Below are 26123 nucleotides of genomic sequence, written 5' to 3'. Positions count from 1 at the left end.
GACATTTTCAGGATACTATGTGATATTCAACTAGAATGCTCCAGTTATGTCCACGGTCAGCTATAAGTTATCCCCACAGAGTTTTCTCAGGAGGTAAAGGCGTGTCAAAATGGTTTGATGAAAGTCTTGAAAGAATAAAAAAAGCAACGGGAACAAGAACACAGGTACAGCTTGCAGAAATCCTGAACATACGCCAGTCGAGTATTTCTGATGCCAAGCGCCGCAGTTCAATCCCCGCTGAATGGTACATCAAGCTGTACAGGACGCACGGCCTGAACCCGGAATGGCTTTCCGACGGGGTAGAACCTGTTTATCTAAAACCCGGAAAGGGAAAAATTTCGGCTGATACAATCCTTAGCGAGACAACGGCACAGTACGGCCAGGTTCAGTCCAGAGGAAGAGTTGTTCCTGTTTCCTCAATGGCCGGTGAAGACGTGAGCTCGCAGACATGGAAGCCGCAGCAGACAGCTGAGCTCAGCATACCGGAAACATTCTACAGAACTTCCCTCGTAGTTTTGAGAGTGGAAGGTTCGTCCATGGAACCGGTTATCCGCAGAGATGCATTCGTCGGAGTCGATGATTCCCAGAAAAGACTGATGGCCGGAGACATTTATGCTGTTCATGTCCCCCATCAGGGCGTGGTCATACGCAGAGTGTTCTTTGATCCGGAAAATTCGCGCTTCATCCTGCGGCCGGAAGCACCGCAGCATCCGGAGCAGTACATTGCCGTGGAAGATCAGGATAAATATGTTGTCGGAAGAGTTGTCTGGGTCATGCAGGAACTGTAACTGTCCAGCTTAGTTAAGATTTGATAAGCCCGCCGATCCCGGCGGGCTTTTTTTATCCTCACTTACGGCTTTTCAGGCAAGTCCTCTTCAATTGTTTCAAGTTCAGCTGCCGCTTCGTGCACGGCCTGTTCGGCCGGAACTCCCCGGTTGACTATCTTATCTATCATGGCCGGAACAATTCCGAGCGCGGATGCCTGCGCGGCCTTGGAAAGAAGCACACCGTCGGCAAAACTGAAGCTCTTCAGGGAATCGAATCCTGAAATGACTTTTTCTATCCTTTGCCTTGAATATTTATGAAAGACCCCTTGAGCATCCCGATAGAAAGCAGGGTTCCTGGTAACGCTTTTCAATACCGGCAGCATCCCGCCCGGAACCATGTGCAGCCAGGTTATGTACGCATCCTCCCGGAACAGAAAATTCACGAAACATCCGGTTGCTTCCTGTCGTTCCCTACTCCCTGTATCAAGCAGCCCCAGAGCGTGGACAACTCCGAATCCAGCCTTGCGCGTACCGGTGATGACCGGTACCACGCAGGTATTTTCCAACAGGTTGACGTCAAACGATGTGCCGTTGAGATCCGGGAAATTCTTCCCTCCCAACGAGTCTGCGGCAACACTTTCTATGGCGAAATCGTCCATTATGAATGTGGAGTAAAACATCATGGCAAGCTTTCCCTGCATGTAGAAATCCCTGCCTCTCCACCACTGAGGTCCGGGAGGGGTGTACTTGGCCAACTCCTTGTAAAAACGGGCTGTTTTAATTATTTCCGGAGAATCGAAAACAACTTTTCCATTTTTTGAGAATTCCCTTCCCCCTGCGGAAAGGGCAAGGTGCGTAAAAATCTGCTCCGCGTATGAATCCGCCCTGGTCCCTACAAGAATGCCGTATCTTCCGTTTTCAGGGTCATGAAACGCCCTGGCCGCCTTGAGAATATTATCCCAGGTATCCGGTGGAGCAAGCCCCTTTTCCTCAAACCAGTCCTTGCGGTACCAGATGCCCTGTACCCATCCGTTGAATGGAATTCCGCAGAACCTGCCGTTTGCAAGCCGCAGCTTGTTCAAGGCACCGGGATAAAAGTTATTGCGGCCTATCCCGCTGATCACCCTTCCGGTTTCAGCAAAGTTGGTCCATCCACGGCTGTCGAAAGATACAATCAGGTCTGAAGCACAGCCTATCATATCCGGTCCGCTTCCGGCCTCGCGCGCCCGGGCCAGCTCTGCGGCGATTTTGTTCTCCTCTACTCCTCTAACATTGACCGCAATGTCAGGATGGTTGATTCTGAAAGCACGCACCAGATACTCTATGACCGCCTGCCGTTCCGGGTTTACCTCCGTGGTCCAGAAGGTTATCTCGGTTGCGGATGCCGTTGCGCACTGCACAAAGAACATAATCTGTAAAAGAACCGAGACAGCAGCAGTTATCCGTATGGACGCGCCCTTGCGGCTTGTATTACTTGGCATCGAAAACAACCTCCCCCATCCAGCCTTCACCGGGCGGGATGTCCGTATACCTTTCAGCCATAACCAGATAATAATCGGCCAGCGGGTCAGGCCCGGTCTTCTCTACATATGATTTGAATGCAGCTGCTGCTTCACTGAACCTGCCGGAAAGAAATATATCAAAAGCCTTTTCCCAGTCCGCGACCTTTTCTCCTTCCTCCGGCAGCACTGCAAATGGAGCGAGTGGACCTGCTGCACCGCTTACCGTACCCAAAAGCTCATACACCCCAAGGGCTGAAGATGTTCCCTTGGGCACAACCCGGCCCGCAAAACGGAAGAGGAAATCGCTTCCTGCCTCCTGCATGGTACTTTCACTGACCAGTATCCCGGTTCCAAGATACTTGTTCAAACCTTCCAGACGCGATGCAAGGTTTACTGCCGCGCCCATTGCCGTATAGGCCATCCGGTCAGAAGATCCGATGTTGCCTACTACGGCTTCTCCGGTATGCAACCCGATTCTGGTAAGCATCTCCGGCTTGTTGTTTTCACGAAGATTCCTGTTGTAATCAGCCAGTTCATCGCGGCAGCGCAACGCCGCCAGACACCCGTTGCGGGCGTGGTCGCAATCGTCGACAGGCGCATTCCAGAAAGCCATGATCGCGTCACCGATGTATTTGTCTATGGTCCCGCCGCTGATGAGAATAACCCGGCTCATTGCTTTGAGGTAGCTGGTTATACCTGCGGTCAGTTCCTCAGGTGACATGTTTTCGGAAATTGATGTGAAATTTTTGATATCGCTGAACATAAAGGTCAGATTTTTTCTTTCGCCCCCAAGTTCCGGAATGATGCTGCTTACAATCATGGATTCCACCAGCGGACGTGGAATATACCTGCCAAAGACATTGAGCGTGCTGCGCATGGTTTCCATGGCAATGGACAGGGCCCGGATCTCCGAGATACTTGATCTGACCGTAACCGGCCGGTCGAGATTGAACCTGCGGATGTTCTCAACATCACCGGTCAGCAGCTTCAGGGGGCGGCTTATTCTCTTTGCCACCATGTAAACAATCGGAAGGAACAGCAGAAGTATGACCATAGAGGCCAGCAGGGTATTCTTCCCGATTTGAGCTATGGGTCCGGTAAAAAAAGACTCCGGAACCGCAACAGCTACAAACAGCTTTCTTCCGTATTCCTGAGGAAGAGGGTCCACCAGAGACAAATATTTCTTTTCACCCACCAGAAGCTGCTGAATGCGGAAATCATCACCTCTGTACTGTTCGTGATCGGCAGCCAGCTTATTGAGAACCGGATTATGGAGACCGGCTACAGTTACATCCCTTATACTTTGGTCGGCATCCCAGTATATGCTGGAAGACAGTTTTTCCAGACTCTGATACCCGTACAGTTCTCCCCCTGATCCGAAAATCATGATCTCGCAGTCGTCACCGACCATCTGCCTTTTCATGAATGATGAAAGGTTCGCAAGGGAAATATCAACCCCGATCACTCCCTGCACATCACTGTCGAAACGGCGGGAAACGGTCAGTCCCGGTTCGCCGGAAAAGGCAAATACGTATACATCGTTCAAAACTGCTGTTGCCTTGCTTAAGGCCGAGATGAACCATGGCCTTACCCGGGGATCAAACCGGACATCCATGGATGAAGACGAACCGATGGTTACATAGCCGGCATCAAGGTATTTCTTGAGCTCATACCGCCTGCCATCAGCCAGATGACCGATTGATTGGGTGTACCAGGCCGCCTTTTCCGGAATATTCATTTCCTTTTTCATCTGCTCCCTGTCACGCAGGGATGAAACCAGATAAAAGTCACCATCCGCAAAGCCTATGTACACAGAAGTGAAATCAGGATTTTCCTGAAGGCACTTGAAGAAAACACTGCTCATGGGATGTGAATGGACCGAAGGCTTTTGTCCGATCTCTGGAAACTCGGCGTATGAGTTGACGGTCATGAAAGCGGAGTCGAACATGTTCTGTGTCCGCTCGCCGATGGAAGCCCCGGTCTGCCGGATAAGCTGATGCGCAGAAAAAAGAGCTATATCCGAATTGCGGACATAGCCGTAAAAGACAACACAGGATACCACAAGGCACATAACCACGGTAAAAACCGTCATTATATTCATGTATAATGGAAAATTTCTCTTCATCCCACCCCCCTGCAATCAACACTCGTCCCGGAATCAGTCCAACCTTTCGGTGCCGGTATTCAGCAGACACCAGGAAGCAATGCAGCCAACAACTATGTATGATTGTTCTAATTCTATAACAGTTATCAAAACAATAGCAAATTATGTTTATTCGGTTCAACACGCATTTTGATTGACTTCTTTGCTGTCATCATACCTGAACCGGCACCGCTCGTTGTTTTCATATTCCAAATGAGACATTTTTCACTTGCCTTGACGGTAGCAGGGACAATTGCTCATATCGGTTCTCCGGGACAGTGTTGGCCGCAGAAATCAGCATTATCCCGCAACAGAAGAGCCGGACAGCACATTTGCTGTGCACTTCCGGCATAAAAAGGCACAATTCCGGAATGGAACTGCTGCTATGACGAGGAAAAACATGAATAAAATTACGGCACCGGATATCTCCGGCCTGAAAGGCATAAAGAAGATAAGCATGGTCACCGCCTACGACTATCCTTCCGGACAGATCGCAGACGCGGCCGGGGCGGACATGATTCTGGTCGGAGACTCGCTGGGCATGGTCGTACTCGGTTACGAAGACACCCTCTCCGTAACCATGGCAGACATGCTGCACCACACTGCTGCCGTCTCGCGCGGAGTATCCCGTGCGCTCATAGTCGGAGACATGCCTTTCATGTCCTACCAGCCGTCCGTGAGCATGGCGGTTGAAAATGCTGGAAAATTCCTGTCCAAAAGCGGGGCCAGAGCAGTCAAGCTTGAAGGCGGTTTTCCCTTTCTCGCACAGATCCGCGCTATTGTTGATTCAGGCGTACCGGTGCAGGGCCACATAGGTCTTACCCCGCAGCACGTAGCCCGTTTCGGAGGCTTCAAGGCTCAGGGAAAAAACGCCCGCTCAGCCGCCGCGCTTGTGGATGAAGCAAAGGCGCTGGAAGAAGCAGGATGTTTCTCCATCGTACTCGAAGCGGTTCCGGACGAAGTGGCTGCTGAAATAACCGCCGAAATTTCGATACCGACCATAGGAATAGGCGCCGGTCCGAATACAGACGGGCAGGTGCTTGTCTATCACGACATTCTCGGGCTGTTCGACAGGTTCGTACCTAAATTCGTCAAGAAGTACGCACAGCTGCGCGGACCAAGCATAGAAGCCATAAAGCAGTACGTTACGGAAGTCGAAACCGGTGCATTCCCTTCGGCCGAAAACTTCACCTCCATGGACCCTGAAGAACTGGAGTTGTTCAAGACCCTGCTGCATAAACAGGGTTGATCCGCACAAAAAACAACTGCCCGCAACGATGCTTCCGTTGCGGGCAGTTTTGATGCGCTTCGCTATTTTGATAATTTGATTTCGCCGCCGTTCTATTTCTTCAGGCACATGGTCCTGAAAAACTTCTTTCCCTCGCGCTCAACACGTTCCACACCGTGGATATCGCTTTCGTAGCCCGGAAAAACGTTTTCAAAATCCTGTCTGGCCATCAGATAATCGAAAACAGGCTGGGCCTTGTCGTCCATTATTTCCCCGCCCATTATAATGGGAATGCCCGGAGGGTAGGGAACAACCATCACAGCCGGAATACGGTTCTTCATTTCCGAAAGTTCCACGTATTCAACATTCTTGCGTACCACAGCGTGATATGCCTCGGACGGCTTCATGGCCTGATCTGGAATGACCTGGAAAGCGGCCTGCATTTTATCAAGAAGACCGTGTTCCCTGTAGTAACTGTGTATGGCGTTGCAGTGGTCCTTTACGCCGACTCCAGAATAACGTTCCGGATAATCCTTTGCCAGCGCGGGCAGGACAACGTCCAGAGTTTCATTGGCATCGTAGACTTCCTTGAACTTGAGCAGACCGGCCAGAAGCGACCCCTGCTTGGCCTTGTTTGTTCCGATGGAATTGAGCATCAGGAAAGAGTAATAATCAGTCTTTTCGCAGACTATGCCGTGGTTGATCAGGTAGTCGGTAACTATTGAGGCCGGAATACCTTCCTCCTCCATGCTTCCGTCATGACGCAGACCGGGAGTGGTGAAGGTAAGCTTGATGGGGTCGAGCATGGCGTATTCATCTTCCATGTCCTCGAATCCGTGCCAGTTGTCGGCGGAACTGAAAACCCACGGATGCTGATGCGTGCACAGGTAGTCGGTGGGAACATCTTCGAATTTCTTGTAATCCTTGCCGACCAGAACATTTTCCGGCTGCCACATTTCAAAGAACCAGCTGTCTTTTTCCTTCATTTCGCTGGCTATCATGGAGACTTTCTTGCGCAGGTTGACTGCTTCCACGATAGTGTCATGCATGAGAACCTCACCGCTGTCCTCCATCATCTTGGTGGCAACGTCCAGTGAAGCGATCATGCTGTACTGCGGCGATGTAGAGCCGTGCATCATGTATGATTCGTTCAGTTCATCGCGGTCTATTTCCACGTCACTGCCGTTGCGCACATGAAGCATGGAAGCCTGCGAGAAGGCTGTGAGCAGCTTGTGTGTGGACTGGGAGCAGAAAATCGGCGGATGATGCTCGTTGAGGTCATCGTCAGCCATGCCGAAATGATCCTTATACATGGGATGGAACCGGGCATATGCGTACCAGGCCTCGTCAAAATGGAGGTTGTCCACGCTTTTCTGAAGCTGTTTCTTGATGTTGATTACGTTGTAGCAGACTCCGTCATAGGTGGAGTTGGTCAGTGCGGACATGCGCACGCTCTGCTGCTTGAGTTCTTCGGGAATGAGCTTGTTGTCCTTTATCTTGGACTTGATGGACTCCTCGGAAAATTCAGAAAGGCGGCAGGGTCCGATGATGCCGCGCTTGTTGCGTCTGGGAACCATGTAGATCGGATAAGCGTCAGTAATCACCATGGCATAGTTGAGAGATTTGTGGCAGTTGCGATCCACAAAGGCGATATCGTCACGCACAAGCTGGCTGCGCCATATTATCTGGTTTACGTTCGAAGTACCGTTCAGCACGTAGAAGGTGTTGTCCGCACCGAAAACCCTTGCGGAATTCTTTTCGGCATCGCCTACAACGCCGCTGTGATCAAGCAGGGAACCGAGCTCTGGTACGGAAATGGAAAGGTCGGAACGAAAAACGTTTTCACCGTAGAACTTGTGCATGGCCACACCGGCAGGACTCTTCAGGAAACCTTCGCCGCCCATGTGTCCCGGAGTATGCCATGCGTATTTGTATGCTTCCGAATACTTCACCATCTCCCCGAAAAATGCGGGAAACACGGAGCGGACATATTCCACCAGTCTGGTTTCAATGCGTCCGGCCAGAAATTCCGGTGTTTCGGCTGTTTTCCAGAGGCATTCATTTATCTTGCCGAGCACATCCGTAGGAATATTGTTCATGGCCACACGCTCGGTGAGCAGAAATACGGGAATATTCCTGTTGCGCCTGCGGATTTTGTCCAGCAGGTATTCCGGCGTATTTTTATCATCACCGTCATCAATGTTGATGTCCCAATCGATTACAACAGCTCCCAGATCCGCGCGGGAGATGAAAATTTCAGCGGCGTCACCGTAACTGTATGAAGGGTAAACCGAACACTCCTGCTCCCTGGTAAGTTCTTCCTCAAGGCTTCTCAGCCTGAGACCCTCGTCCGTATCCGCCTCGAATTGAGCGGACACAATAAGGACCGGCCACATGTGTTTGGTAATTTTCACAATATACTCCTCGCGTAGCTTGAAAGTTTAGAAGTAAGCTTATTTTCAGATGAAAGCGGCTGTTATTGCCTCTGGAACAAGTACACCTTTTTGTTCTTTAAAGCTACAACCCGAGCCCCATTCGATGCGCTTCGCGCTTTAATTAATTTGATTTCGCCTCTGGCAGCCAAAGGGGATAATCCCCTTTGGAAACCCTAATTGTTTAAGTATGTTACTTTGAACATCGTTGCTTTAATCACAAATTTTGCGGAGCTAAGGCAATAACCGTATTCAAACAAAAAAACGGTCCCCGCGATAAAACACAGGAACCGCTTCGGATACAGTTATTCCACCCGGGCAGATCTGTTTAGGCGGACGCAGGAAAAAATTATTCCCCACCCCCCCCGGAACCTCCGCCGGCCAGTTGATCGAGCATGCCTTCCTTGAAAATAAGCTTTGTTGCATACTCATCGGCAATCTCGGCCACATCCATCAGCTTTTCAAGAAATTCCAGTATTTCGAAACGCTTTTCTTCCGTGCCATTGTCGAATTCAAACTTCATGTCCCCGGAAGTCATGTAGTTCTCAAGTTTTTCCAGATATTCCAGATCAATAATCGCCATATTATCAACTCCGATATGTTAAATCCGCACAGGTGGTGCCGTTGTCCCGGTCACACATGGTGATACGGGGAACCGCGCTGTATTGAAGCTGCCCGGTAAAGCTGTTCCATGAGTACTGTTCTGGCCAGTTCATGCGGCAGGGTCATCTTGCTCAGCGAAAGCTTGAATCTTGCTGCCTTCTTGACCTCTTCCGACAATCCGAAAGGACCGCCGATTACAAAGCACGGCGTGAGATTCGGGTCTTCGGTCCAGCGCTGCAGGAGTTCCGCCAGTTCCACGGAGGTCATCTCCCTGCCCTTTTCGTCCAGACAGATGAGCAGGTCCGAAGGTTTAACCTTCTCCAGAATGGCCTTGCCCTCGCGAAGAACCTTGTCTTCCGGGGGAAGTTTTCCGGGAGCGTCCTTGAGGACTGTCTCGTCAAGTTTGTAGAACCGCCCCAGTTTTTTTGCGTAATGCGCGCAGGCATCCCTGAAAAAAGCCTCCTTCAGCTTGCCCACCCAGACGAATCTTATCCTGCTCATGAAGACCCGGCCTGCTTGAGGACAGCATCAAGGTTCCCGTTCTCAAGGGTTATCAATACATAACCGCCCTCCGCTGCCATGCCGGGGTTGAATATGCGTGATTTTCCCAGAACGTCCTCGCCGCTGGATTCATGGATATGTCCGCTGACCACGATCTCCGGCTGGTACTTTTCAATGAACGAACGCACCGAACGGCTGCCCACATGCATTCCGTTCGATATTTTGTCCAGAGAAGTCCCGTGCGGAGAATCATGCACGGCAAGGATCAACTTTTCATAATCACCGGCCAGAGAATGGGTTTCTTCAAGCAGGGAAGCCATCTCTTCCTCTGTTACCTCGCTCGGAGTTCCGAACGGAGTGGGAATGGAGCAGCCGACCCCCATTATCTTTATTCCCGGAGCAAGTTCGCGAACCTCGCAATGCAGATTGGCATTTTTCTCCTTGAGGAATTCCGTAACATTCGAACGGTCCATGTTTCCGGCCTGCGCCAGAATTCTGGGATTGAAAGTGTATATCGAATCCCAGACCTTTTCCACCGCACCTTCAGGCGAATGGTTGGTCAGGTCCCCGGTAACGATTATCGCGTCCGCATTTTTGATTTCCGGGATTCGTGCGGGCAGTCCGTTACTCTGATGAATGTCCCCGAAGGCTATCCAGGTCATGTTATTTTCAGGCATACTGACTCCGGTTATTCGTTATTTTGTGTTGTTGCTCTTTACTTCAGCATTATGCTATATTTTTTCAAATAAAAACAGTATATTAAAAACACAATTAATCCACAATACCGCAATGGCGAAGCCTTAATAAAAGGTTTTGGGATTCTTAAACCCTTTTGCAAAAGGGTTTAAGGCCCCCGGCAGGCCTTACAGTCGCTTAACGAAAAGCTTTGCTTTGAGTTTTAGCGATCTGTTGAGAGCAGAGATGCCGTCGGAGACATCATGGATATCCCTGGCAATCGCATATCATTATCAGCTTCAAAAACCAATGGCCTGTTCGAAGGATCAAAACTGGAACAGTCATTTTAACGTTGCCTGATCGTTGCACTCTTTTGTTGATTTTTCCCTGCAAGGCATGCTCAAATTCAGACGAACTAAAATGAAGACCGGATGGAGATACCAGTGGATAAGAACGTAATCAGAAAAAGGCTTCTGGAACACCGTTCTCTGATGTCCGGCCCGGAGGTGGACAGGGCAAGCGGCGAAATCGTCGGGTCTGTCCTTGAACTCGACCAGTGGCGTAAGGCACAGGAAGTGCTGCTGTACTGGCCCATCAGGAACGAAGTCGATGTTCGTCCCCTGCTGCGCGAGGCCTGGGACAGCGGAAAGAAGCTGTTCATGCCCTGCTGCCGCCGGAACGAACCGGGCATTATGGATTTCGGCGTGGTGCGGGCGGAAAAGGATATGGTTGGAGGATCGTTCGGGATCATGGAACCGTGCCGCTCCCGGTGCGAATTCCCGGACGCGGTCAACCCGGACCTGATTATAGTGCCGGGTGTCGGATTCGACCGCACCGGCTACAGGATAGGATTCGGCGGCGGCTATTACGACCGTTTTCTGGCCCGTCCGCAAAAGGACGGATTTCTGGCCGTAGGGGTCTGCTACTCCTTCCAGATTGTGGACGGGTTCCCTCACGAACCTTGGGACCGTCCGGTTGGACTAATCTGTACTGACAGGGAACTGATATGGCAAAACTGACTTACATACCTTTTGTTTTTCCGGGGCTCGACAATGTCTCGGCCGTTTTCACCACCAGAAGAGGCGGAAACTGCAAAGCGCCGTTCGATGAAGGCAACCTTTCATTTGATGTAGGTGACGACCCTTATGATGTACGCGCCAACAGGACAGAGCTGGCCTCATCACTGGGCGTGTCACAGTGGCACGAATGCAGACAGGTTCACGGAGATATAATCCATTTCGAGCCGGAAGAAGGTTCTCCGGGCAATGTCGCGGAGATTGAAGGCGACGGACTGGCAACTTCCGCAAAAGGTCACGCGCTGGTGGTCAAGACCGCAGACTGCCAGCCCATCCTGCTGGCGCATAAAAACGGCGATTTTGTTGCCGCACTGCACAACGGATGGCGGGGCAATGCCATTAATTTTCCGGGAAAAGGGGTGGCTGAAATATGCGCGCACTATTCCTGCGAGCCTTCAGAACTGCTGGCTGTCAGGGGTCCGAGTCTCAGCCCAAAGGCGGCAATGTTCGTAAACTTTACTACAGACTTTGAACCCGGCTTCGAAAATTACTACAGCGAAACAGAGCAGACCATGGACCTGTGGAAACTCACCCGCGACCAGTTGCTTGAAGCAGGTCTGGAAGAACGTAATATCTACAGTCTGGATATGTGCACCTTCTCCATGCCGGATACTTTTTTCTCATATCGCAGGGAAAAGGAATCCGGGAGGATGTGCTCGCTGATCTGGATAAACAGGTCTTCCGGGGAATAAACGGAAAGGCAAAAAAAAGCGCCCTCAAGATCCGGTCAAGAGGGCGATTTGTGGCAAGTGGTGCCGAGGGACAGAATTGAACTGCCGACACGGGGATTTTCAGTCCCCTGCTCTACCGACTGAGCTACCTCGGCGCCGCTGAGGAGAGATAACTAACCAAACATCAGGTGATTGGCAAGAACTTTTTTTATTTTTCAGCTTTTTTCAATCCCAATTCCTTGAGATGTGCTTCGGAAACCAGCTCCCGTATTCTCCTGCCGTATTCGGCCTTGAGTTCTTCAAGGTATGCGGGATCTGTTTTTCCCTTCCAGGTTGTTATTTCATGATAACGTTCGGGAATTTTAATCGCATCAGGATCATACCCGGTATCGAAACGCACCTTCCAGCGCAAGGCCCTTATTCTTTCGCCCACGGAATGCATATTTTCCGCAAGTTCCGGATATCCTACAGAACGAAGACACTGCGCAAGCTGCTCGTCATTGTAGATACCGCGTCCGAAAAGGCATGAAACCATGGAGGTCAGAAAAGCCCTGCCGGTTTCATCGGATATGAGGAAATCACATACGGCGGCAGCATCCTTGGCATCGTGCTTCTGATCCCAGGAATATCCGCCGGAATCCAGATGGGAGTGCCTGAAGCCCAGTCCCTCGGCAACATAAAAGGTCTCGCCGGTAGCATACCCGGCCATTTCCTGCCCGAGTACGCAGGCAAAATCACTGCCTCCGTATCTGGCGGCCGCGACAAGTGTACCCTTGCTCAAGGAAGCGTAGAATTCGTTTTCGGACTGCCCGAGATAATAAACCGCTTTTCTGTAATTCTGCGCATCGCCGAAAGCCAGCGGCACAATTGTCTCTTTTTCCGTAACCAGCCCCTTTTCGAAGGCCTCTGTCGCCCAGGCCAGCGCTACACCGCCGGACATAACATCCAGACCGGCCTTCTCCACCTCGTCCATTATGTCCAGAACACTGGACGCATCGGTTACTCCAAGCATTGATCCGGTGGCAAATATCGGCTCGTAATCGTAGGCAACCTGCCTATAGAGATACTGATTCTGCTCCATGAATTTTTCACGCACAAAACCGATGTGTATGCATCCTACCGGACAACCGGCACAGGCCGCATTGCGCAGCAGAGTATCATCGGCAAACCTTTCGCCGGTAATGCCGGAAATACCCTCGTCCTTTGTGGCCTGCAGATTGCGCCATGGCAGGGACTTGAGTTCGTTCAGGGAGTTCAGGTTGGCTGCCGTTCCGAGGTTATGATATTTGCTCATCATGTCAGTGGCTGTCATCTTTTCGTAGACCTGCCGGTATACTTCGGGATAATCGCCGCCATCCGGCAGGGCAAAAGACCCGTCTCCCTGAATAACTATGCCTTTGAGGTTTTTGGACCCCATGACGGAACCGGAACCGAGCCGCCCGAAATGCCGGTAGGTATCCGCATTGATGCAGGCCATGCCGGAAAGATTCTCACCGGCAGGACCGATACGCAGGATGGAGCGGTGTCCTGAACCCGGAAACATGCGCCGCAGAATCTTGCCGGTTTCGAAAACATCTTTACCGGCCAGAAAATGCACATCCTTCAGTTCCAGATGCTTCATTCCTATGGAGAGACATGAAAGCCTATGCGCGCGTCCCTTGATAACTATGGCGTCGTAATCGGCAAAACGGATTGCAAGGGCCGAACGTCCACCTGCATGGCTTTCCGTGAACTGATCATGATACGGGGATTTGAAGGAACAGACCGTCTTGCTCATGAGCGGGAAAAGCCCGGTAAGCGGTCCTATGGAAAAAATTATCGGCTGGTCCGGGTCGTCCCACGGCCTGTCCGCATGTCCGTAAAGCTCGAACAGCAATGCGCCGAGCCCGCTTCCACCGGCAAATTCATTGCGTCCTTCAACTTTGGCCACGCTCCCCCTGCCTGTTGCAAGGTCGACCACCAGCACTCTGAAATAATCGCGTATCATTTCCGTACCTCCATTTCCTCAGGCCCTGCATACTCGACCATTTCAAGGCATTCATGCGGGCAGAAGGCAACGCACCTTCCGCAATGGATGCAGACATAAGGGCGGTCCTTCAGATCAAGGTAGATGGCCCCGACAGGACAGGCCGGAGCGCATTTACCGCAACGGATGCAACTATCCTTTTTAAAAATAACCCCGCCGCCTTTTTTACGGGGAACCAGTGCTCCGGTCGGGCAGGCTTCGGCACATGGGGCCGGGGAACAGGCCATGCATACGGTTGCAACAAATCCGGTTGAAAGCCCCCCGGATGAAGAAATCCTGATTCCTGCCGTATTCCATGAAAGCAGTTTATGAACCAGTCTGGCGCAGGCAAATGAACAGGAATGGCATCCTATGCAGCGCTCCATCCTGGATGCGGTAAGAATTTTCATACGTTTCTCCGATACATCAATTTAAAACCGTTCATATCAAATCAGGCGGAAAATGCCCTGTGCGGAACAGAAAATACAGAGACATCCGCTGTGCGGCAAAGTATTAACCCTATGAATAGCACATATCATTGATTTGAAAATGTAAATTTTGCGGTAAAATTGTGCTGTTATGAAAATTTATAAATCAGCTGTACTTCGGGAATTAACTTGGTGCTTTTTTTGCGTTGTTATTTCGCAAACCGCTATCTGGAAAAACATATAAAAATGCCGCTGCGAAAATTCTTCCGCAGCGGCATAACATGTTATCAAATATAACTTTTATTTCAGCTGATCGGCCTGTTCAAGGTTGCCGACTCCCTTTCCTTCATACTCTTTGCCCTTGAGGTTTGCCACAAGCAGCTTGGTAAGAACGCCTTTCGGTCCCAGCTCAATGAAATTACGCACACCCGCATCATACTGGTTGGAAATGATTTCGATCCAGCGAACGGATGAAGTCATCTGCGAGCACATGATCTTCTTTATCGCTTCCGCAGAAGACTCGGTCGATGCGGTGGCATTGAAATAGACGGGAAATGCCGGTGCATGCCAGTCCAGCTTTTGCAGATAGATGGAAAATTCATCTGCAGCTTCCTTGATCAGGGGGCTGTGAAAAGCTCCGCTGACCGGGAGAGGCACTGCACGACCCTTCTTTTCCTTGATCACGGTACCGGCGGCATCAATTGCTTCCTTTTCACCGCTGATCACGTATTGTGCAGGAGAATTGTAATTGGCTATACGCAGTTCCCTGCCTGTTTCGGATGCGCCGTATTCAACAGCCTCCTCAACATCAGACTGGCTCATCTTGAGAACAGCAGCCATCCCGTGATCGGCATTTCCGACCTGAGACATAAGCTTGCCGCGCAGGCAGACGGCCTTGATGGTGTCTTCCACCGAAAGAACACCGGAAGCTCCGAGAGAAGCGAATTCGCCAAGGCTGTGTCCTGCAGTTGCCGCAGGTTTCAGGCTGTCCTTGAGATAGAGCCACAACGAGAGGTTCACTACAGTCAGGGCAGGCTGCAGGGCGTCCGTCCTGGCCATGTCCGCCGGTCCGCCTTCCCAGTATATTTCACGCAGGGGCAATCCGGACTCGTCTTCGGCAAATTTCCAAAGTCCGGCGGCTTCGGACCATTTTTCAGCAAGATCACGGCCCATTCCGGGCTCCTGAGAGCCCTGTCCGGGAAAAAGTATCGATAAATCAGACATTATATTTCTCCTTGAATTTGATGATCAGGCGCATCTGACGGTAAAGGAAGCATGCCGCTATTGCGCGAGCACGTCCTCTACCTTCATCTCAAGCTCTTCTTTGTCTATCGGTTTGACACAGTATTCGTTTGCCCCGTGTTTGAGTGATTCTCGCGCGGTTTCCAGGGTGGGATACCCGGTAAGCATTATCACCCGGATATCCGGGGATATTTTCTTGAGCTCTTCAAGCACTTCCACACCGGTCATTTTTTTCAGCTTGATGTCCAGTATTGCCAGGTCTGCATTGTTCCTGCGGGCAAAGGCTATTGCCTCTTCCTCTTCCGAAAAAACAGAAACCTGATGTCCTTTGCGTTCCAGAATACGCTTCAAAAGGATACCGGCATCAACAACATCATCAAGAACCAGTATGTGTGCCATTGCTAAATCTCCCTGATCATTTTCTGAGGCAGAACATAATACCAATCAGGTACATAAGTCGAGAACCTACTTGACCGCTCCACCTCTGCCTATCTCATGATCGCAGACAGTTAAAATCAGCAATCAGGTGTGAGCGTACACATTTTCAATACATTGTTATTTAAGAACATATACCAAATCAACCAATAAAAAAATCAAAACCACAAATACAAGGCATACCTGATTCACAGTAATTAAAAATATCTGTTCTTACCCAAACGTATAAATTTCGTTAAACAAAGAATATTTCAGTACGATTGTTGGAAAAAGATAATTTTGTGAATTCGATTTAATGGACATTGACAAAAATGTATTCTATTGGGAGTGCGACTTTATGCGATTAACGCATTTTGTTTATATTTTTTTCTGATTTCGCAAAAAAAGCGGAAGTCAGCTGTATTTGTTAAAGGAGTTCCTAAAAATGCATAAAAGAGAAACATGGGGATCACGCACCGGCTTTATTCTGGCCGCCGTCGGTTCTGCAATCGGTCTGGGTAATATCTGGCGTTTCCCCTACATGGTTTATGACAACGGCGGTGGCGCATTCCTCATTCCATACTTCGTGGCAATGCTTGCTGCGGGCATTCCCTTCATGATCCTTGAATTCGGACTCGGTCAGAGATTCAAGGGTTCCGCGCCCAAAATCTTCTCGTCCATATCCGGAAAATGGGAATGGCTAGGCTGGTGGCAGGTCATGGTCTCTTTTGTCATTGCATCCTATTATGTAGTCGTTATCGCCTGGGCGATAAACTATCTCGCCTTTGCATTCACGCAGGGGTGGGGTGATGCACCGAAGGATTTCTTTTTCCACCAGTTTCTCGGCCTTACCGACTCCCCGATGAACCTCGGAGGAGTACACTCAAATATTTTCACGGCAACAGCAGCTGCGTGGATTTTTACCTTCATAGCGGTTTTTACCGGCGTTAAAAGCGGCATCGAAAGGGTGAACAAAGTTTTCATGCCCGTACTTTTCATACTTGTCTTCGTCTTCATCGCCCGCGGACTTACTCTTCCCGGAGCTGTTGACGGTATCAACTGGCTGTTCAAACCGGACTTTTCCGCAATCATGGACGGCAAGGTCTGGGCAGATGCATTCGGGCAGATCTTCTTCAGCCTCTCCATCGGATTCGGAATTATGCTCTCATACTCCAGTTATCTGCCCAAAGATTCCGATATCAACAACAATGCCTGCATGACAGTGTTCATAAACTGCGGTTTCAGCATAATCTCCGGAATTATGATCTTCAGCGTTCTCGGTTACATGGCCCAGCAGCAGGGCGTACCCATCAGCGAAGTTGCCGGAGCAGGGGTCGGACTGGCCTTCATCACCCTGCCGACAGCGGTAAACCTGATGCCGGCACCGGTATTTTTCGGTGTACTTTTCTTCCTGGCGCTCGTTGTCGCCGGGCTCTCCTCCATGATTTCCATCACCGAAGTTGTTGTTTCATCCATCATTGACAAAATGAACGTGACCCGCAAAACAGCAGCGATAATCTTCTGTACCGCCGGTTTTCTGGTAAGCTCGGCATTCGCCACCGGCGGCGGCCTCTACCTGCTTGATATTGTCGATCACTTTGTAAACAACTTCGGTATCCTGCTCGGCGGGTTCATAGAAATCATGTTCATTGCCTGGTTCTGCGATCTGGAAAGCCTGCGCGAACACGTGAACAAGACCTCTGAAATCAAGGTCGGTTCCCTATGGATGAACAGCCTGCGCTTTCTGGTTCCGGCAATGCTCGGGTTCATGCTCGTTTCCAACTTCATCGGAGACATCGGCAAGAACTACGAAGGATACTCCACTGACGCAATCGTGGCCTACGGATGGGCAGTGCTCTTTGCCTGCCTGGTTTTTGCGATGATCTTTTCCATTAAGCAATACTCATTCGCAAAAATCGTATCCACCAACAGCAGCTTCCTCAAAAGGAGATAAAAATGACCACAAGCGCAATCATCATGATGCTGTTCGGACTCCTCATCACCTGGGGTGGAGCCATAATGTGCTTCCGGATAGCTTTTAAAAGCAAATAGCCATTTTTAACTATAGGCTGCCATCAGCTCTATAGTTTTGATGCGCTTCGCGCTTTTAATACTTTGATTTCGTCTCCGACGGCCAAAGGGGATAATCCCCTTTGGAAACCCTAATAATTTAAGTAATATCCATACAGTGCAAAACAGTATGTAAAGACTAAAAAACGGGCGTGCTCCACACGGGGCGCGCCCGTTTCAGTTTGATGTTGACTAGTGCCGAATTATCGAGGAAGAAAAAGGTTGTATTCCACTTATAAGGAGTTTTGATGTTCCTACAGTGTATTGAGCTTGTATCTGAAGTTGCCGAAATGAAGGGCAATCAGCAGGCTTAAACTGCTTTTCTCCCGCAGATCCCCGCGGGTTAAGACTGGCCGGTTCCGGCCTTCCTGATTGATGTTTCCCTGAAACAGGTCTTTTGTTGCGCCCTTCCTTTCGCAACGCATTCACCATTATTTTAGACAGATGAAATCGTTGCTGCAAACCGGCAAACGCAATCAATTTCAATACCGGTCGATAACTTAATTCGACCGGAACCAGATGGTGACCAATAATGACCGACAACATCAATTCCCATGAAAAAAATATAAAAGGCAATCGTGAACAACTGCGTCAACTGGGCTGGAACAGCTATTTCGAAAACATGCTTGCCGGAATGGACGCAAAGCAAAACCGACTGGCGCGAGTAATCAGTGTTCAGCGCAACCTGTTTCTGGTTGCGGATGGACAGGACGAGTGGCTCTGCTCCCCTGCAGGCAGAATCACGCATTCAAAGGCCGGAGACTACCCTATAACCGGAGACTGGGTGCTGACCGAGGATATAGTTGTTACCGGGATCATACCGCGCAGAAACATGCTCTCCAGAGGTGAGTCGGGAACCCGCGGCAGCCGCAGCGGAAGTTCCGTTCGGGGGCAGGCAATCGCTGCGAATCTGGACACGGTGTTCATCGTCTGCGGACTGGACCGCGATTTCAATATACGGCGTCTGGAACGCTACCTTACGCTGGTATACAATTGCGGGCTTACCCCGGTCATAGTGCTGACCAAGGCAGACCTGCACGAAGACCCGGAACAATTCCGTCCGGAAGCGGAAAATATCGCTTTCGGCGTACCTGTTGTCCTCACATCCATGCATGACGCAGCAGGCGTTGAAGAGTTGGACAGATATCTGGAAAACGGACAGACAGTGGCCATGATCGGTTCATCCGGGGCAGGTAAATCAACCCTTGCAAACAGGCTTTACGGCAACGACATTCAGGCCACAGGCGCAATCAGCACAAGCGTAGGCAAAGGACGCCATACAACCACTGCACGGGAACTCATCCGCATGCCGCAGGGCGGAATGCTCATGGACAACCCGGGCATAAGGGAAATAGCCTTTCACGATGATGGAAGCGGTATAGAAAGCACCTTTGCCGATATACAGGATTTGGCAGCAATGTGTCGCTTTGCAGACTGCTCACACAGCAATGAACCTGGCTGTGCCGTGCTTGAAGCAGTTGAAAACGGTCAACTTACTGCAGAAAGGCTTGCAAGCTACCAGAAGATGAAACGCGAGATGGAGTATATTTCCGAACGCCGCGATAAAAGTGCGGACCGCGTTGAAAAAGAACGCTGGAAAGGAGTATCCATGCGCATCAAAAGTATGATGAAGCACAGATAATAAATAAGCCGACAATAAAGATCCGGCGTGTTTCACATGAAACACGCCGGTTTTTTATTCTAATTACTTCGGCATGATACCGGATATGAATCAGCGGATATCAACCGGATTAATCAAATGCGCATCCTATTCGGATACAATACGGTCAACCGGTTCGGTAAGCAGGAATTCTCCCTTTTCTATCCAAGACTTCAGCTTATCGGCAATTTCAAGGGAAATTACGTGGCTGGTAAGCGGTACGGTCGGGATCTCCGTGCCGTTCAGATTTATTTTACCGGACTTCAATTCTTCGTAGGTGACGTGAGCCAGAATCTGGCCGACTCCGTTCGGGTAATCGTATCCGTAATCCTTTACCGGAACCTGAATGTCCGCATCGCTTACTCCGGTGAACCAGGCCATTTCCTCGTTGAGGATAGGAATGGGGATACCTACACCGACAGCCGCAGTACATCCGTATCCGAGGAATCCGAGGCCGCGGAAGTAACGCGGGTCCATGTCGGACATATTGCTGCTCTTGAGCATAAGCGTACCGGACGGAGTAAGGGGAATGCCGCGTTCATTGCGCTGCGGGCTGGTGACGTGCTGCGTGCCGGCACCGATTACATATCCCTGAGCTCCGGCAAGGAAAATACGCGTACCCAGACCTATGGTCTTGAGATAGGGATCATTGAAAAGCGGGGACAGCTGCCCGGCAGTGGCGTAGTTTGCGTTGCGTTGGTTCGGCTTGAGCGGACCCATGTACGTGTATATGGTCCTGCTGGTCATGTTCACCGCACAGTTGTAGTTCTGGTAGCAGTTGCGCGGGTTGAGCATGGTGCAGTCCTTAAGATCCTTGAGGGAGACGTCTTTCTCTATCTCGCGGCGCGGATAACAGTCAGTACCGTAAGCCTTGGCCTTCAGGCGTACAGACTTACCGGCAATGAGATCTTCAATGACATGCCCGCCTCCGTAAGCGAAACGTCCGGGATGAACCTTGTTCAGAGGATCGTCTTCTGCAGGCTCCGTAGCTCCGATAAAAGAGTCTACAGCTGCAACCCCGGCGTAACAGGGAACATTGTTCAACCAGACCTGCGAAGTCTTGATCAGGGGCGGAACCTGACCGATATTGAACAGCATGCCGGAAGAGCACATGGGAGAAAAAGTCCCGGTGGTGACGACGTCTATCTCTTTGGCTGCTTCAACCTTGCCTTTGGAACGGACGATTTCGACCATTTCTTCAGCATTGACGACTACAGCCTTACCTTTTTTAATCCGATCGTTGATTTCCTTGATTGTCTTGTTGACTTCAAAGGTAGTGGCCATTGTAAGGACTCCGTTTGGTGGTTGATGAAAAAAAGAAAGCAGGCCGCATGATAAAATCCGGTGCATATGGAAATGCTGCAATTGCCATGACCTGCCTGATGCGCCAAGATTGTGTCCCAAATAGCCCCATATTGCAATTTTATTTTTATCCGGATGGTTGAATTGTTTTTGACGTAAAAACGTTTTAGAACGCTGATCCGGCTTGGCTTGAACTATATTTTAATGTATAAGAACCCGTGGTCGCGGGGACTTGGTACGGAAGTGGTTTGCAGAAAGATTCACTAATTTTATTTTTATATTTTTTATCTTTTATTTCAGATAGTTAAAACACCCGCAAAAAATCAATTATTCACGTGAAAGAAGCACTCAGAAATCACCTTTCAAATTCCTGCTCGGAAGCGGAATTAACCCGCTGGTTCGATCCCATCAGCATAGACATTTCCGATGAAACCGGAGAAGTCATTGTAGGCTTCCCGCATGCGTTTTTCGGCCAGTGGTTCAGATCAAGCATTCAGGACCGCTTTGAAGAACAGCTAGGTCTCTTCCTCGGCAGCGGCTTTTCAGTATCCTACTCAAGCAATGGTGCGTCCAGTTCCGTGCCGGGGAGTCAGATTTCAAGCACAAAAAAAATCGACTTCCCTTTCGGGCACAACTTCACCTTTGAAAATTTCCTCATCAGCAAGAAGAACTATTTCCCGCTGGCTTCGGCAAAGGAAGTCACAAGGGTCGATAACGTCACCTTCAATCCTTTTGTCATCTGCGGCAAGAACGGATCCGGAAAATCGCACCTGCTCAAAGCCATAGCCAACGAGATAAGTAAAAAAGTCGAACGGGAAAAAATATTCCTGGGCAATGTAGACGATGTGCAGAACATCTACTCTGTGCAGTTCAACAACGATTCCCTGAGGGCCAGAAACCACTTCTTCGGCTACGATTATTTCTTTCTGGACGACCTCAAGCAGATAGCCAAATACGAACATCTTCAGCAGGAACTCATCTCCATTTTCAACAATTTCTACGAGAACGGAAAGCAGATGGTTTTCAGCTGTACGGACAAACTGGCCTCCTACGACTTTCTGGACAAGAACCTGAAGTCGCGCCTCGAATGGGGCCTTATCGTCACCCTCAAGCGTCCTGATCTGGAAATAAGGGCCAGCTATGTGCAAAGGCAGTGCAAGCTGAAGAAACTACCCCTCAGCAAAGACCAGATACTTACGCTCTCGCAGCGTTTTCAGGACTTCAGATATCTGCAGGGAATCATCATCAAACTTTCGGCTTTCAGGGAACTTGTTCGCAAGAACATGGATGACCGCGATTTTGAACATATCCTGAGCAACACGGAGGAAAAAGCCGACGAGACACTTACCCCCGAGTATGTCATCGAGTCTGTGGCCGCCCATTTCAACCTGAAACCTTCTGAACTTACCGGCAGCAAAAGGCACAAAATGACTGCCCATGCCAGGCAGATTGCCATGTACCTTTGCCGCGAACTGCTGGGGATTTCATACCCCGCACTGGGAAGGACATTTGGAGGCAAAGATCACTCGACAGTTCTTTATTCTGTAAAAAAAATACATAAATTACAGCAAGATGATAAGGTTTTGAAAAGACTGTTGATAGATCTGAAGAATAAGTGTCTCCTGCGTGTCTCAAACTGAGGCAGTTCGTAAATCGTGTAGAAATGTCACTGAATTTACACAATGAATGTTCGCTAATTTTCTTATTATTTCATTTAGTTATCGCATAAAGAAACATTGGAACCGGACTTACTAAAACAACAAGGAGAATATATATGTATTTAAAGGTGAACAGGGACGAGATAATCGAGGGATTACAGAAATCCGCCAGCATTATTCCCGCCAAGACAGGAGCCGCATACCTGCGCACCATCTGGCTTAAAGGCGAATCCGGAAATCTGCGGATCATGTCCACGGATTCCAATCTTGAATTCTGCGGCGCCTATCCTGCCGAGATTGTGGAAGAGGGCCTTGCCGGTGTGCAGGGTCGTGCTTTTTACGATCTGGTCCGCAAGCTTCCTTCCGGTGAGCTGACCATCAAAAGCGAGTCGGACGGTTCTTCCGTACTGGTGGAACAGGGATCCAGAAAATACAAACTTCCGGTGAACGATCCTACCTGGTTCCAGAAATTTTCGGATTTTCCTTCCGAGGGAGCCGTGTTCTGGTCAGGAGACTTTCTCCTTGAGCTCATTGAGAGAATAGCTTTCTGCATCAGTGACGAGGACAGCATGGAGGCAATCGCCTGCATGAACATAGTTCCTGTTTCCGATGACAACGGAAACTACGTCGAAGCCTGCGGACTCAACGGCCACCAGTTTGCCAGACTCAAGTTCATCAACGACGACATATATGCCCTTCTTCCGGAGGAAGGAATTCTCATCCAGAAGAAGTATATTGCCGAACTCAAGAAGTGGCTGACCGCGGATGAAATAGAAATGAGCCTCAGCGAAAAGCGGCTTTTCTTCAAGACCGCTGACGGAAGGGAGAATTTCAGCCTGCCGCTCAGTTACTATCAGTACCCGAACTACAAGAATTTCCTGTCCAAGCTCAATGACGACGATGTGTCGCGTATGGAGGTGAACAAGTCGGAGCTTTCAAATGCTCTTGACCGTATCTCCATTTTCAATACCGACTCCAACCGTTGCGCATCCTTCCTGTTCAATCCCGGAGAGCTGGTGCTCTTTTCACAGGGGCAGGAAGTGGGTACCGCAACTGAATCCATGGAAATCAAATTTTCCGGCGAAATGGAGCGTATTGCTTTCCCGACCAAGAACCTGATTGAAATACTCGGTCATTTCCAGTCCGGCAGCATCAGCTTCACCCTTACCGGTGCGGAAGCACCCTGCGGTGTTACCGGGGATGATGACAACGAATATCTGGTAATCGTCATGCCCATGAAAGTTCAGGAAGAGACATATTACAGCGAGGAAGACGTTTAATGGCTCAGCAACAAGAGTATACCGCGGATTCGATTACCATTCTCGAAGGTCTTGCCGCGGTCAGGAAAAGACCTGCAATGTATATCGGTTCTACCGATACCAGAGGGCTTCATCACCTTGTCTACGAGGTTGTGGACAACTCCATTGACGAAGCCATGGGCGGGTACTGCTCCAAGATAAAAGTAACCCTGCACATGGACAACTCGGTAACCGTTTCCGACAACGGCCGCGGAATTCCGGTTGATATCCATCCCAAGGAAAAGAAACCAGCCCTTGAAATCGTCATGACCGTCCTGCACGCGGGCGGAAAATTCGATAACGACGCCTACAAGGTTTCAGGCGGACTGCACGGTGTCGGCGTTTCGTGCGTAAACGCCCTCTCTGAGCAGCTTGAAGCTACCGTGAGAAGGCAGGGTAAGATATATCGTCAAAGTTACGAGAGAGGGGTGCCTCAGGGCCCTCTGGAGTGCATCGGTGATGCTGTTACCACCGGTACCACCGTCCGCTTCCGCCCCGACGAGGAAATTTTCGAAACCAACCAGTTCGAATTCAGTGTTCTCAAGAAGCGTTTCCGGGAGCTGGCCTACCTGAACAGAGGCCTTGAAATAGAGTTCATAGACGAGCGTACCAACGAAAAGGCCAATTTCAAGGCCGACGGCGGCATAGTCTCCTTTGTGGAAGATCTGAACAAGGGTCAGAACACAGTCAGCGAGATTATTTACGCCGAGTCCGAGACGGATAACGTCATCACTGAGCTTGCAGTGCAGTATAATACGGCGTTCAAGGAAAATACGCACACCTTCGCCAACAATATTCGCACGGTGGAGGGCGGTACCCATCTGGCAGGTTTCAAGAGCGCACTGACCCGCGCCATAAACACCTACATCCAGAACTCGGATCTGCCCAAGAAGCTCAAGCACAAGCTTTCCGGTGACGATGTTCGCGAAGGACTTACCGCGGTCATCAGCGTCAAGCTTCCGGACCCGCAGTTCGAGGGGCAGACCAAGACCAAGCTCGGAAACTCCGAAATGGCCGGTATTGTAGCCGGAATGGTTTACGACAAGCTTTCTTCATATTTTCAGGAAAATCCCAAGGACGCCAAGTCCATTGTCGAAAAGGTGGTTGATGCCGCAAGAGCCAGGGAAGCCGCCCGCAAGGCCCGTGACCTGGTCCGCCGTAAGGGCGCCCTTTCCGACCATTCACTTCCGGGCAAGCTTGCCGACTGCCAGTCCAAGGATCCGTCCGAGAGCGAATTGTTCATTGTTGAGGGTGATTCTGCGGGAGGTTCCGCCAAACAGGGACGAAACCCCAAACATCAGGCCATCCTTCCGCTGCGCGGAAAGATACTCAACGTCGAGAAGACCCGTTTCGACAAGATGCTCGGCAACAAGGAAATCCGCGCCCTGATCACCGCCATGGGCATCGGCATCGGTCAGGATGAAGGCGAAAAGGATTTCGACAAGCTCCGTTACCACAAGGTTGTCATCATGACTGACGCCGATGTTGACGGATCGCACATCCGTACGCTGCTGCTGACTTTCTTTTTCAGGCAGTACGAGGAACTCATCGAGCGCGGTCATCTCTATATTGCCCAGCCTCCGCTTTACAGGATAGCCAAAGGCAAGTTCGAAAAATTCATCAAGGATGACAGCGAGCTTTATTCCATACTCGTCGAAAGAGTGGCCGGTGATATCACCGTAAAAAGCCACAACGGCAGGGAGTATCATCAGCAGTCTCTGATAGGTTTTCTCGATGACATCCGTTTCATCAAGGACAAGATCGGCGAAGCCATGAATATGGGCATCGCAGACACACTGTTCGCTTCCCTGATAGGGCTTGAGGAAAAGATGACCCCGGAACATTTCGAGGATGGTGATCCGCAGTCCTTTGTGAGCGCCATGGAGCAGAAAGGATACAAGGTGACAATTGATCGGGAGGACGATGAAGGTGAAGAACGTGTCTATGTTATCTTCGAGAACCAGAACGGCCACCGCACCAGGCTGGGAGTGGAATTTTTCAACTCCAAATTGTTCCGGCATACGTACGAGCGCAACCGCAATATCGTAGAAGAATGCGACGGTGTTGAATTCACCATTGCACGCGGGGAGAACTCGACATCCGTCAGCGGCATATTCAGGCTGCTGGACGGGGTAATGGAGGAGGCCTACAAGGGCATAAATCTCCAGCGCTACAAAGGTCTTGGTGAAATGAACCCGGAACAGCTGTGGGAAACCACCATGGACCCGGAAAAACGGACCATGCTGCAGGTCACCATTGAGGATGCAACGGCTGCGAACGATATCTTCGAAGACCTCATGGGCGATAATGTCGAACCGCGTCGCGAGTTCATTGAAAAGAACGCTCTGGCTGTTCAGGAACTTGATATTTAAAAGTTTTAGGATTTTTCTGAAACGACTGTTGTTGCGGCTGCAAGAGTTGCCGGTAGTGACTTAAGTAAATACTGAT

General features: G+C 50.2%; 22 protein-coding genes and 1 tRNA gene. 11 read left to right on the top strand and 12 right to left on the bottom strand.

What is annotated here, in order from left to right; genetic code table 11:
- Window positions 1-101 precede the first annotated feature (101 nt).
- Entirely contained in the window at window positions 102-788 is a 687-nt protein-coding gene (locus ACKU4E_RS13790) for a S24 family peptidase (protein WP_320171657.1), read from the top strand.
- A gap of 62 nt (window positions 789-850) precedes the next feature.
- Here the strand turns inward: ACKU4E_RS13790 and ACKU4E_RS13785 are convergent, their stop codons facing one another.
- Together ACKU4E_RS13785 and ACKU4E_RS13780 are read right to left on the bottom strand one after the other, a co-directional pair.
- On the bottom strand, window positions 851-2248 hold the full coding sequence (locus ACKU4E_RS13785) for an ABC transporter substrate-binding protein (protein WP_320171656.1): 1398 nt from the start codon (window positions 2246-2248) through the stop codon (window positions 851-853).
- Window positions 2238-4394: an adenylate/guanylate cyclase domain-containing protein gene (locus ACKU4E_RS13780; RefSeq protein WP_320171655.1), complete on the bottom strand. Its 2157-nt coding sequence runs from the start codon at window positions 4392-4394 to the stop codon at window positions 2238-2240. Before ACKU4E_RS13780 ends, ACKU4E_RS13785 begins: the two co-directional genes overlap by 11 nt.
- A 418-nt stretch (window positions 4395-4812) precedes the next feature.
- Between ACKU4E_RS13780 and panB the strand changes: the two genes are divergently transcribed.
- On the top strand, window positions 4813-5661 hold the full coding sequence (gene panB, locus ACKU4E_RS13775) for a 3-methyl-2-oxobutanoate hydroxymethyltransferase (RefSeq protein ID WP_320171654.1): 849 nt from the start codon (window positions 4813-4815) through the stop codon (window positions 5659-5661).
- A gap of 92 nt (window positions 5662-5753) precedes the next feature.
- On the opposite strand, the gene ACKU4E_RS13770 is transcribed toward panB, so the two are convergent.
- From ACKU4E_RS13770 to ACKU4E_RS13755, 4 genes are all read right to left on the bottom strand, one after another.
- Window positions 5754-8054: an Orn/Lys/Arg decarboxylase N-terminal domain-containing protein gene (locus tag ACKU4E_RS13770; RefSeq protein WP_320171653.1), complete on the bottom strand. Its 2301-nt coding sequence runs from the start codon at window positions 8052-8054 to the stop codon at window positions 5754-5756.
- Window positions 8055-8421: 367 nt separating this feature from the next.
- The gene (locus ACKU4E_RS13765) at window positions 8422-8655 is read right to left on the bottom strand and encodes a hypothetical protein (protein ID WP_407944115.1); all 234 of its coding nucleotides are present in this window, start codon (window positions 8653-8655) and stop codon (window positions 8422-8424) included.
- 50 nt (window positions 8656-8705) lie between these two features.
- Entirely contained in the window at window positions 8706-9176 is a 471-nt protein-coding gene (locus tag ACKU4E_RS13760) for a 23S rRNA (pseudouridine(1915)-N(3))-methyltransferase RlmH (RefSeq protein WP_320171652.1), read from the bottom strand.
- Window positions 9173-9853 carry a metallophosphoesterase gene (locus ACKU4E_RS13755; protein ID WP_320171651.1) on the bottom strand — a complete coding sequence of 227 codons (681 nt, stop codon included), beginning with the start codon at window positions 9851-9853 and terminating at the stop codon, window positions 9173-9175. Before ACKU4E_RS13755 ends, ACKU4E_RS13760 begins: the two co-directional genes overlap by 4 nt.
- A 441-nt stretch (window positions 9854-10294) precedes the next feature.
- Between ACKU4E_RS13755 and ACKU4E_RS13750 the strand changes: the two genes are divergently transcribed.
- Together ACKU4E_RS13750 and ACKU4E_RS13745 are read left to right on the top strand one after the other, a co-directional pair.
- Window positions 10295-10870, top strand: a complete 576-nt coding sequence (locus tag ACKU4E_RS13750) for a 5-formyltetrahydrofolate cyclo-ligase (protein ID WP_320171650.1) — start codon at window positions 10295-10297, stop codon at window positions 10868-10870.
- A complete protein-coding gene (locus tag ACKU4E_RS13745) occupies window positions 10858-11619 on the top strand; it encodes a polyphenol oxidase family protein (protein ID WP_320171649.1) in 762 nt (253 codons plus the stop codon). The genes ACKU4E_RS13750 and ACKU4E_RS13745 overlap by 13 nt, the downstream gene beginning before the upstream one ends.
- A gap of 58 nt (window positions 11620-11677) precedes the next feature.
- Here the strand turns inward: ACKU4E_RS13745 and ACKU4E_RS13740 are convergent.
- From ACKU4E_RS13740 to ACKU4E_RS13720, 5 genes are all read right to left on the bottom strand, one after another.
- Window positions 11678-11753: transfer RNA gene (locus tag ACKU4E_RS13740), tRNA-Phe, on the bottom strand.
- A gap of 53 nt (window positions 11754-11806) precedes the next feature.
- Entirely contained in the window at window positions 11807-13585 is a 1779-nt protein-coding gene (locus ACKU4E_RS13735) for an aldehyde ferredoxin oxidoreductase N-terminal domain-containing protein (protein WP_320171648.1), read from the bottom strand.
- Window positions 13582-14013 carry a 4Fe-4S binding protein gene (locus ACKU4E_RS13730; RefSeq protein WP_320171647.1) on the bottom strand — a complete coding sequence of 144 codons (432 nt, stop codon included), beginning with the start codon at window positions 14011-14013 and terminating at the stop codon, window positions 13582-13584. The genes ACKU4E_RS13735 and ACKU4E_RS13730 overlap by 4 nt, the downstream gene beginning before the upstream one ends.
- A 318-nt stretch (window positions 14014-14331) precedes the next feature.
- Complete coding sequence (locus ACKU4E_RS13725) at window positions 14332-15255, bottom strand: ACP S-malonyltransferase (RefSeq protein WP_320171646.1); 924 nt, start codon at window positions 15253-15255, stop codon at window positions 14332-14334.
- 57 nt (window positions 15256-15312) lie between these two features.
- The gene (locus tag ACKU4E_RS13720; RefSeq protein ID WP_320171645.1) at window positions 15313-15672 is read right to left on the bottom strand and encodes a response regulator; all 360 of its coding nucleotides are present in this window, start codon (window positions 15670-15672) and stop codon (window positions 15313-15315) included.
- 460 nt (window positions 15673-16132) lie between these two features.
- On the opposite strand from ACKU4E_RS13720, the gene ACKU4E_RS13715 reads away from it, so the two are divergent.
- From ACKU4E_RS13715 to rsgA, 3 genes are all read left to right on the top strand, one after another.
- Entirely contained in the window at window positions 16133-17641 is a 1509-nt protein-coding gene (locus ACKU4E_RS13715; RefSeq protein ID WP_320171644.1) for a sodium-dependent transporter, read from the top strand.
- A 2-nt stretch (window positions 17642-17643) separates the two neighbouring features.
- The gene (locus tag ACKU4E_RS13710) at window positions 17644-17739 is read left to right on the top strand and encodes a MetS family NSS transporter small subunit (RefSeq protein ID WP_320171643.1); all 96 of its coding nucleotides are present in this window, start codon (window positions 17644-17646) and stop codon (window positions 17737-17739) included.
- Between the two features lie 550 nt (window positions 17740-18289).
- Window positions 18290-19399, top strand: a complete 1110-nt coding sequence (rsgA, locus tag ACKU4E_RS13705) for a ribosome small subunit-dependent GTPase A (RefSeq protein ID WP_320171642.1) — start codon at window positions 18290-18292, stop codon at window positions 19397-19399.
- Between the two features lie 126 nt (window positions 19400-19525).
- On the opposite strand, the gene ACKU4E_RS13700 is transcribed toward rsgA, so the two are convergent.
- A complete protein-coding gene (locus ACKU4E_RS13700; protein ID WP_320171641.1) occupies window positions 19526-20701 on the bottom strand; it encodes a homocysteine biosynthesis protein in 1176 nt (391 codons plus the stop codon).
- A 17-nt stretch (window positions 20702-20718) separates the two neighbouring features.
- Between ACKU4E_RS13700 and ACKU4E_RS13695 the strand changes: the two genes are divergently transcribed.
- From ACKU4E_RS13695 to gyrB, 4 genes are all read left to right on the top strand, one after another.
- Window positions 20719-20862 carry a hypothetical protein gene (locus ACKU4E_RS13695; RefSeq protein WP_320171640.1) on the top strand — a complete coding sequence of 48 codons (144 nt, stop codon included), beginning with the start codon at window positions 20719-20721 and terminating at the stop codon, window positions 20860-20862.
- A gap of 192 nt (window positions 20863-21054) precedes the next feature.
- The gene (locus ACKU4E_RS13690) at window positions 21055-22359 is read left to right on the top strand and encodes a DnaA ATPase domain-containing protein (RefSeq protein ID WP_320171639.1); all 1305 of its coding nucleotides are present in this window, start codon (window positions 21055-21057) and stop codon (window positions 22357-22359) included.
- Window positions 22360-22493: 134 nt separating this feature from the next.
- Complete coding sequence (gene dnaN, locus ACKU4E_RS13685; RefSeq protein ID WP_320171638.1) at window positions 22494-23657, top strand: DNA polymerase III subunit beta; 1164 nt, start codon at window positions 22494-22496, stop codon at window positions 23655-23657.
- The gene (gyrB, locus tag ACKU4E_RS13680) at window positions 23657-26047 is read left to right on the top strand and encodes a DNA topoisomerase (ATP-hydrolyzing) subunit B (protein ID WP_320171637.1); all 2391 of its coding nucleotides are present in this window, start codon (window positions 23657-23659) and stop codon (window positions 26045-26047) included. Before dnaN ends, gyrB begins: the two co-directional genes overlap by 1 nt.
- Window positions 26048-26123: the final 76 nt, after the last annotated feature.

Source organism: Maridesulfovibrio sp., from assembly GCF_963677005.1.
Classification (GTDB): Bacteria; Desulfobacterota; Desulfovibrionia; order Desulfovibrionales; family Desulfovibrionaceae; genus Maridesulfovibrio.
The sequence above is the reverse complement of the archived record's forward strand: the minus strand, read 5'-3'. Positions and strand labels throughout refer to the sequence as shown.

Bases quoted from the DNA above. Each gene is read 5' to 3' on its own strand.
- ACKU4E_RS13710 (WP_320171643.1), top strand. From the start codon at position 17,644: ATGACCACAAGCGCAATCATCATGATGCTGTTCGGACTCCTCATCACC.
- ACKU4E_RS13785 (WP_320171656.1), bottom strand. From the start codon at position 2,248: ATGCCAAGTAATACAAGCCGCAAGGGCGCGTCCATACGGATAACTGCT.
- ACKU4E_RS13725 (WP_320171646.1), bottom strand. From the start codon at position 15,255: ATGTCTGATTTATCGATACTTTTTCCCGGACAGGGCTCTCAGGAGCCC.
- panB (WP_320171654.1), top strand. From the start codon at position 4,813: ATGAATAAAATTACGGCACCGGATATCTCCGGCCTGAAAGGCATAAAG.
- ACKU4E_RS13715 (WP_320171644.1), top strand. From the start codon at position 16,133: ATGCATAAAAGAGAAACATGGGGATCACGCACCGGCTTTATTCTGGCC.
- gyrB (WP_320171637.1), top strand. From the start codon at position 23,657: ATGGCTCAGCAACAAGAGTATACCGCGGATTCGATTACCATTCTCGAA.
- ACKU4E_RS13780 (WP_320171655.1), bottom strand. From the start codon at position 4,394: ATGAAGAGAAATTTTCCATTATACATGAATATAATGACGGTTTTTACC.
- ACKU4E_RS13755 (WP_320171651.1), bottom strand. From the start codon at position 9,853: ATGCCTGAAAATAACATGACCTGGATAGCCTTCGGGGACATTCATCAG.
- ACKU4E_RS13735 (WP_320171648.1), bottom strand. From the start codon at position 13,585: ATGATACGCGATTATTTCAGAGTGCTGGTGGTCGACCTTGCAACAGGC.
- rsgA (WP_320171642.1), top strand. From the start codon at position 18,290: ATGACCGACAACATCAATTCCCATGAAAAAAATATAAAAGGCAATCGT.
- ACKU4E_RS13745 (WP_320171649.1), top strand. From the start codon at position 10,858: ATGGCAAAACTGACTTACATACCTTTTGTTTTTCCGGGGCTCGACAAT.
- ACKU4E_RS13765 (WP_407944115.1), bottom strand. From the start codon at position 8,655: ATGGCGATTATTGATCTGGAATATCTGGAAAAACTTGAGAACTACATG.
- ACKU4E_RS13730 (WP_320171647.1), bottom strand. From the start codon at position 14,013: ATGAAAATTCTTACCGCATCCAGGATGGAGCGCTGCATAGGATGCCAT.
- dnaN (WP_320171638.1), top strand. From the start codon at position 22,494: ATGTATTTAAAGGTGAACAGGGACGAGATAATCGAGGGATTACAGAAA.
- ACKU4E_RS13720 (WP_320171645.1), bottom strand. From the start codon at position 15,672: ATGGCACACATACTGGTTCTTGATGATGTTGTTGATGCCGGTATCCTT.
- ACKU4E_RS13700 (WP_320171641.1), bottom strand. From the start codon at position 20,701: ATGGCCACTACCTTTGAAGTCAACAAGACAATCAAGGAAATCAACGAT.
- ACKU4E_RS13760 (WP_320171652.1), bottom strand. From the start codon at position 9,176: ATGAGCAGGATAAGATTCGTCTGGGTGGGCAAGCTGAAGGAGGCTTTT.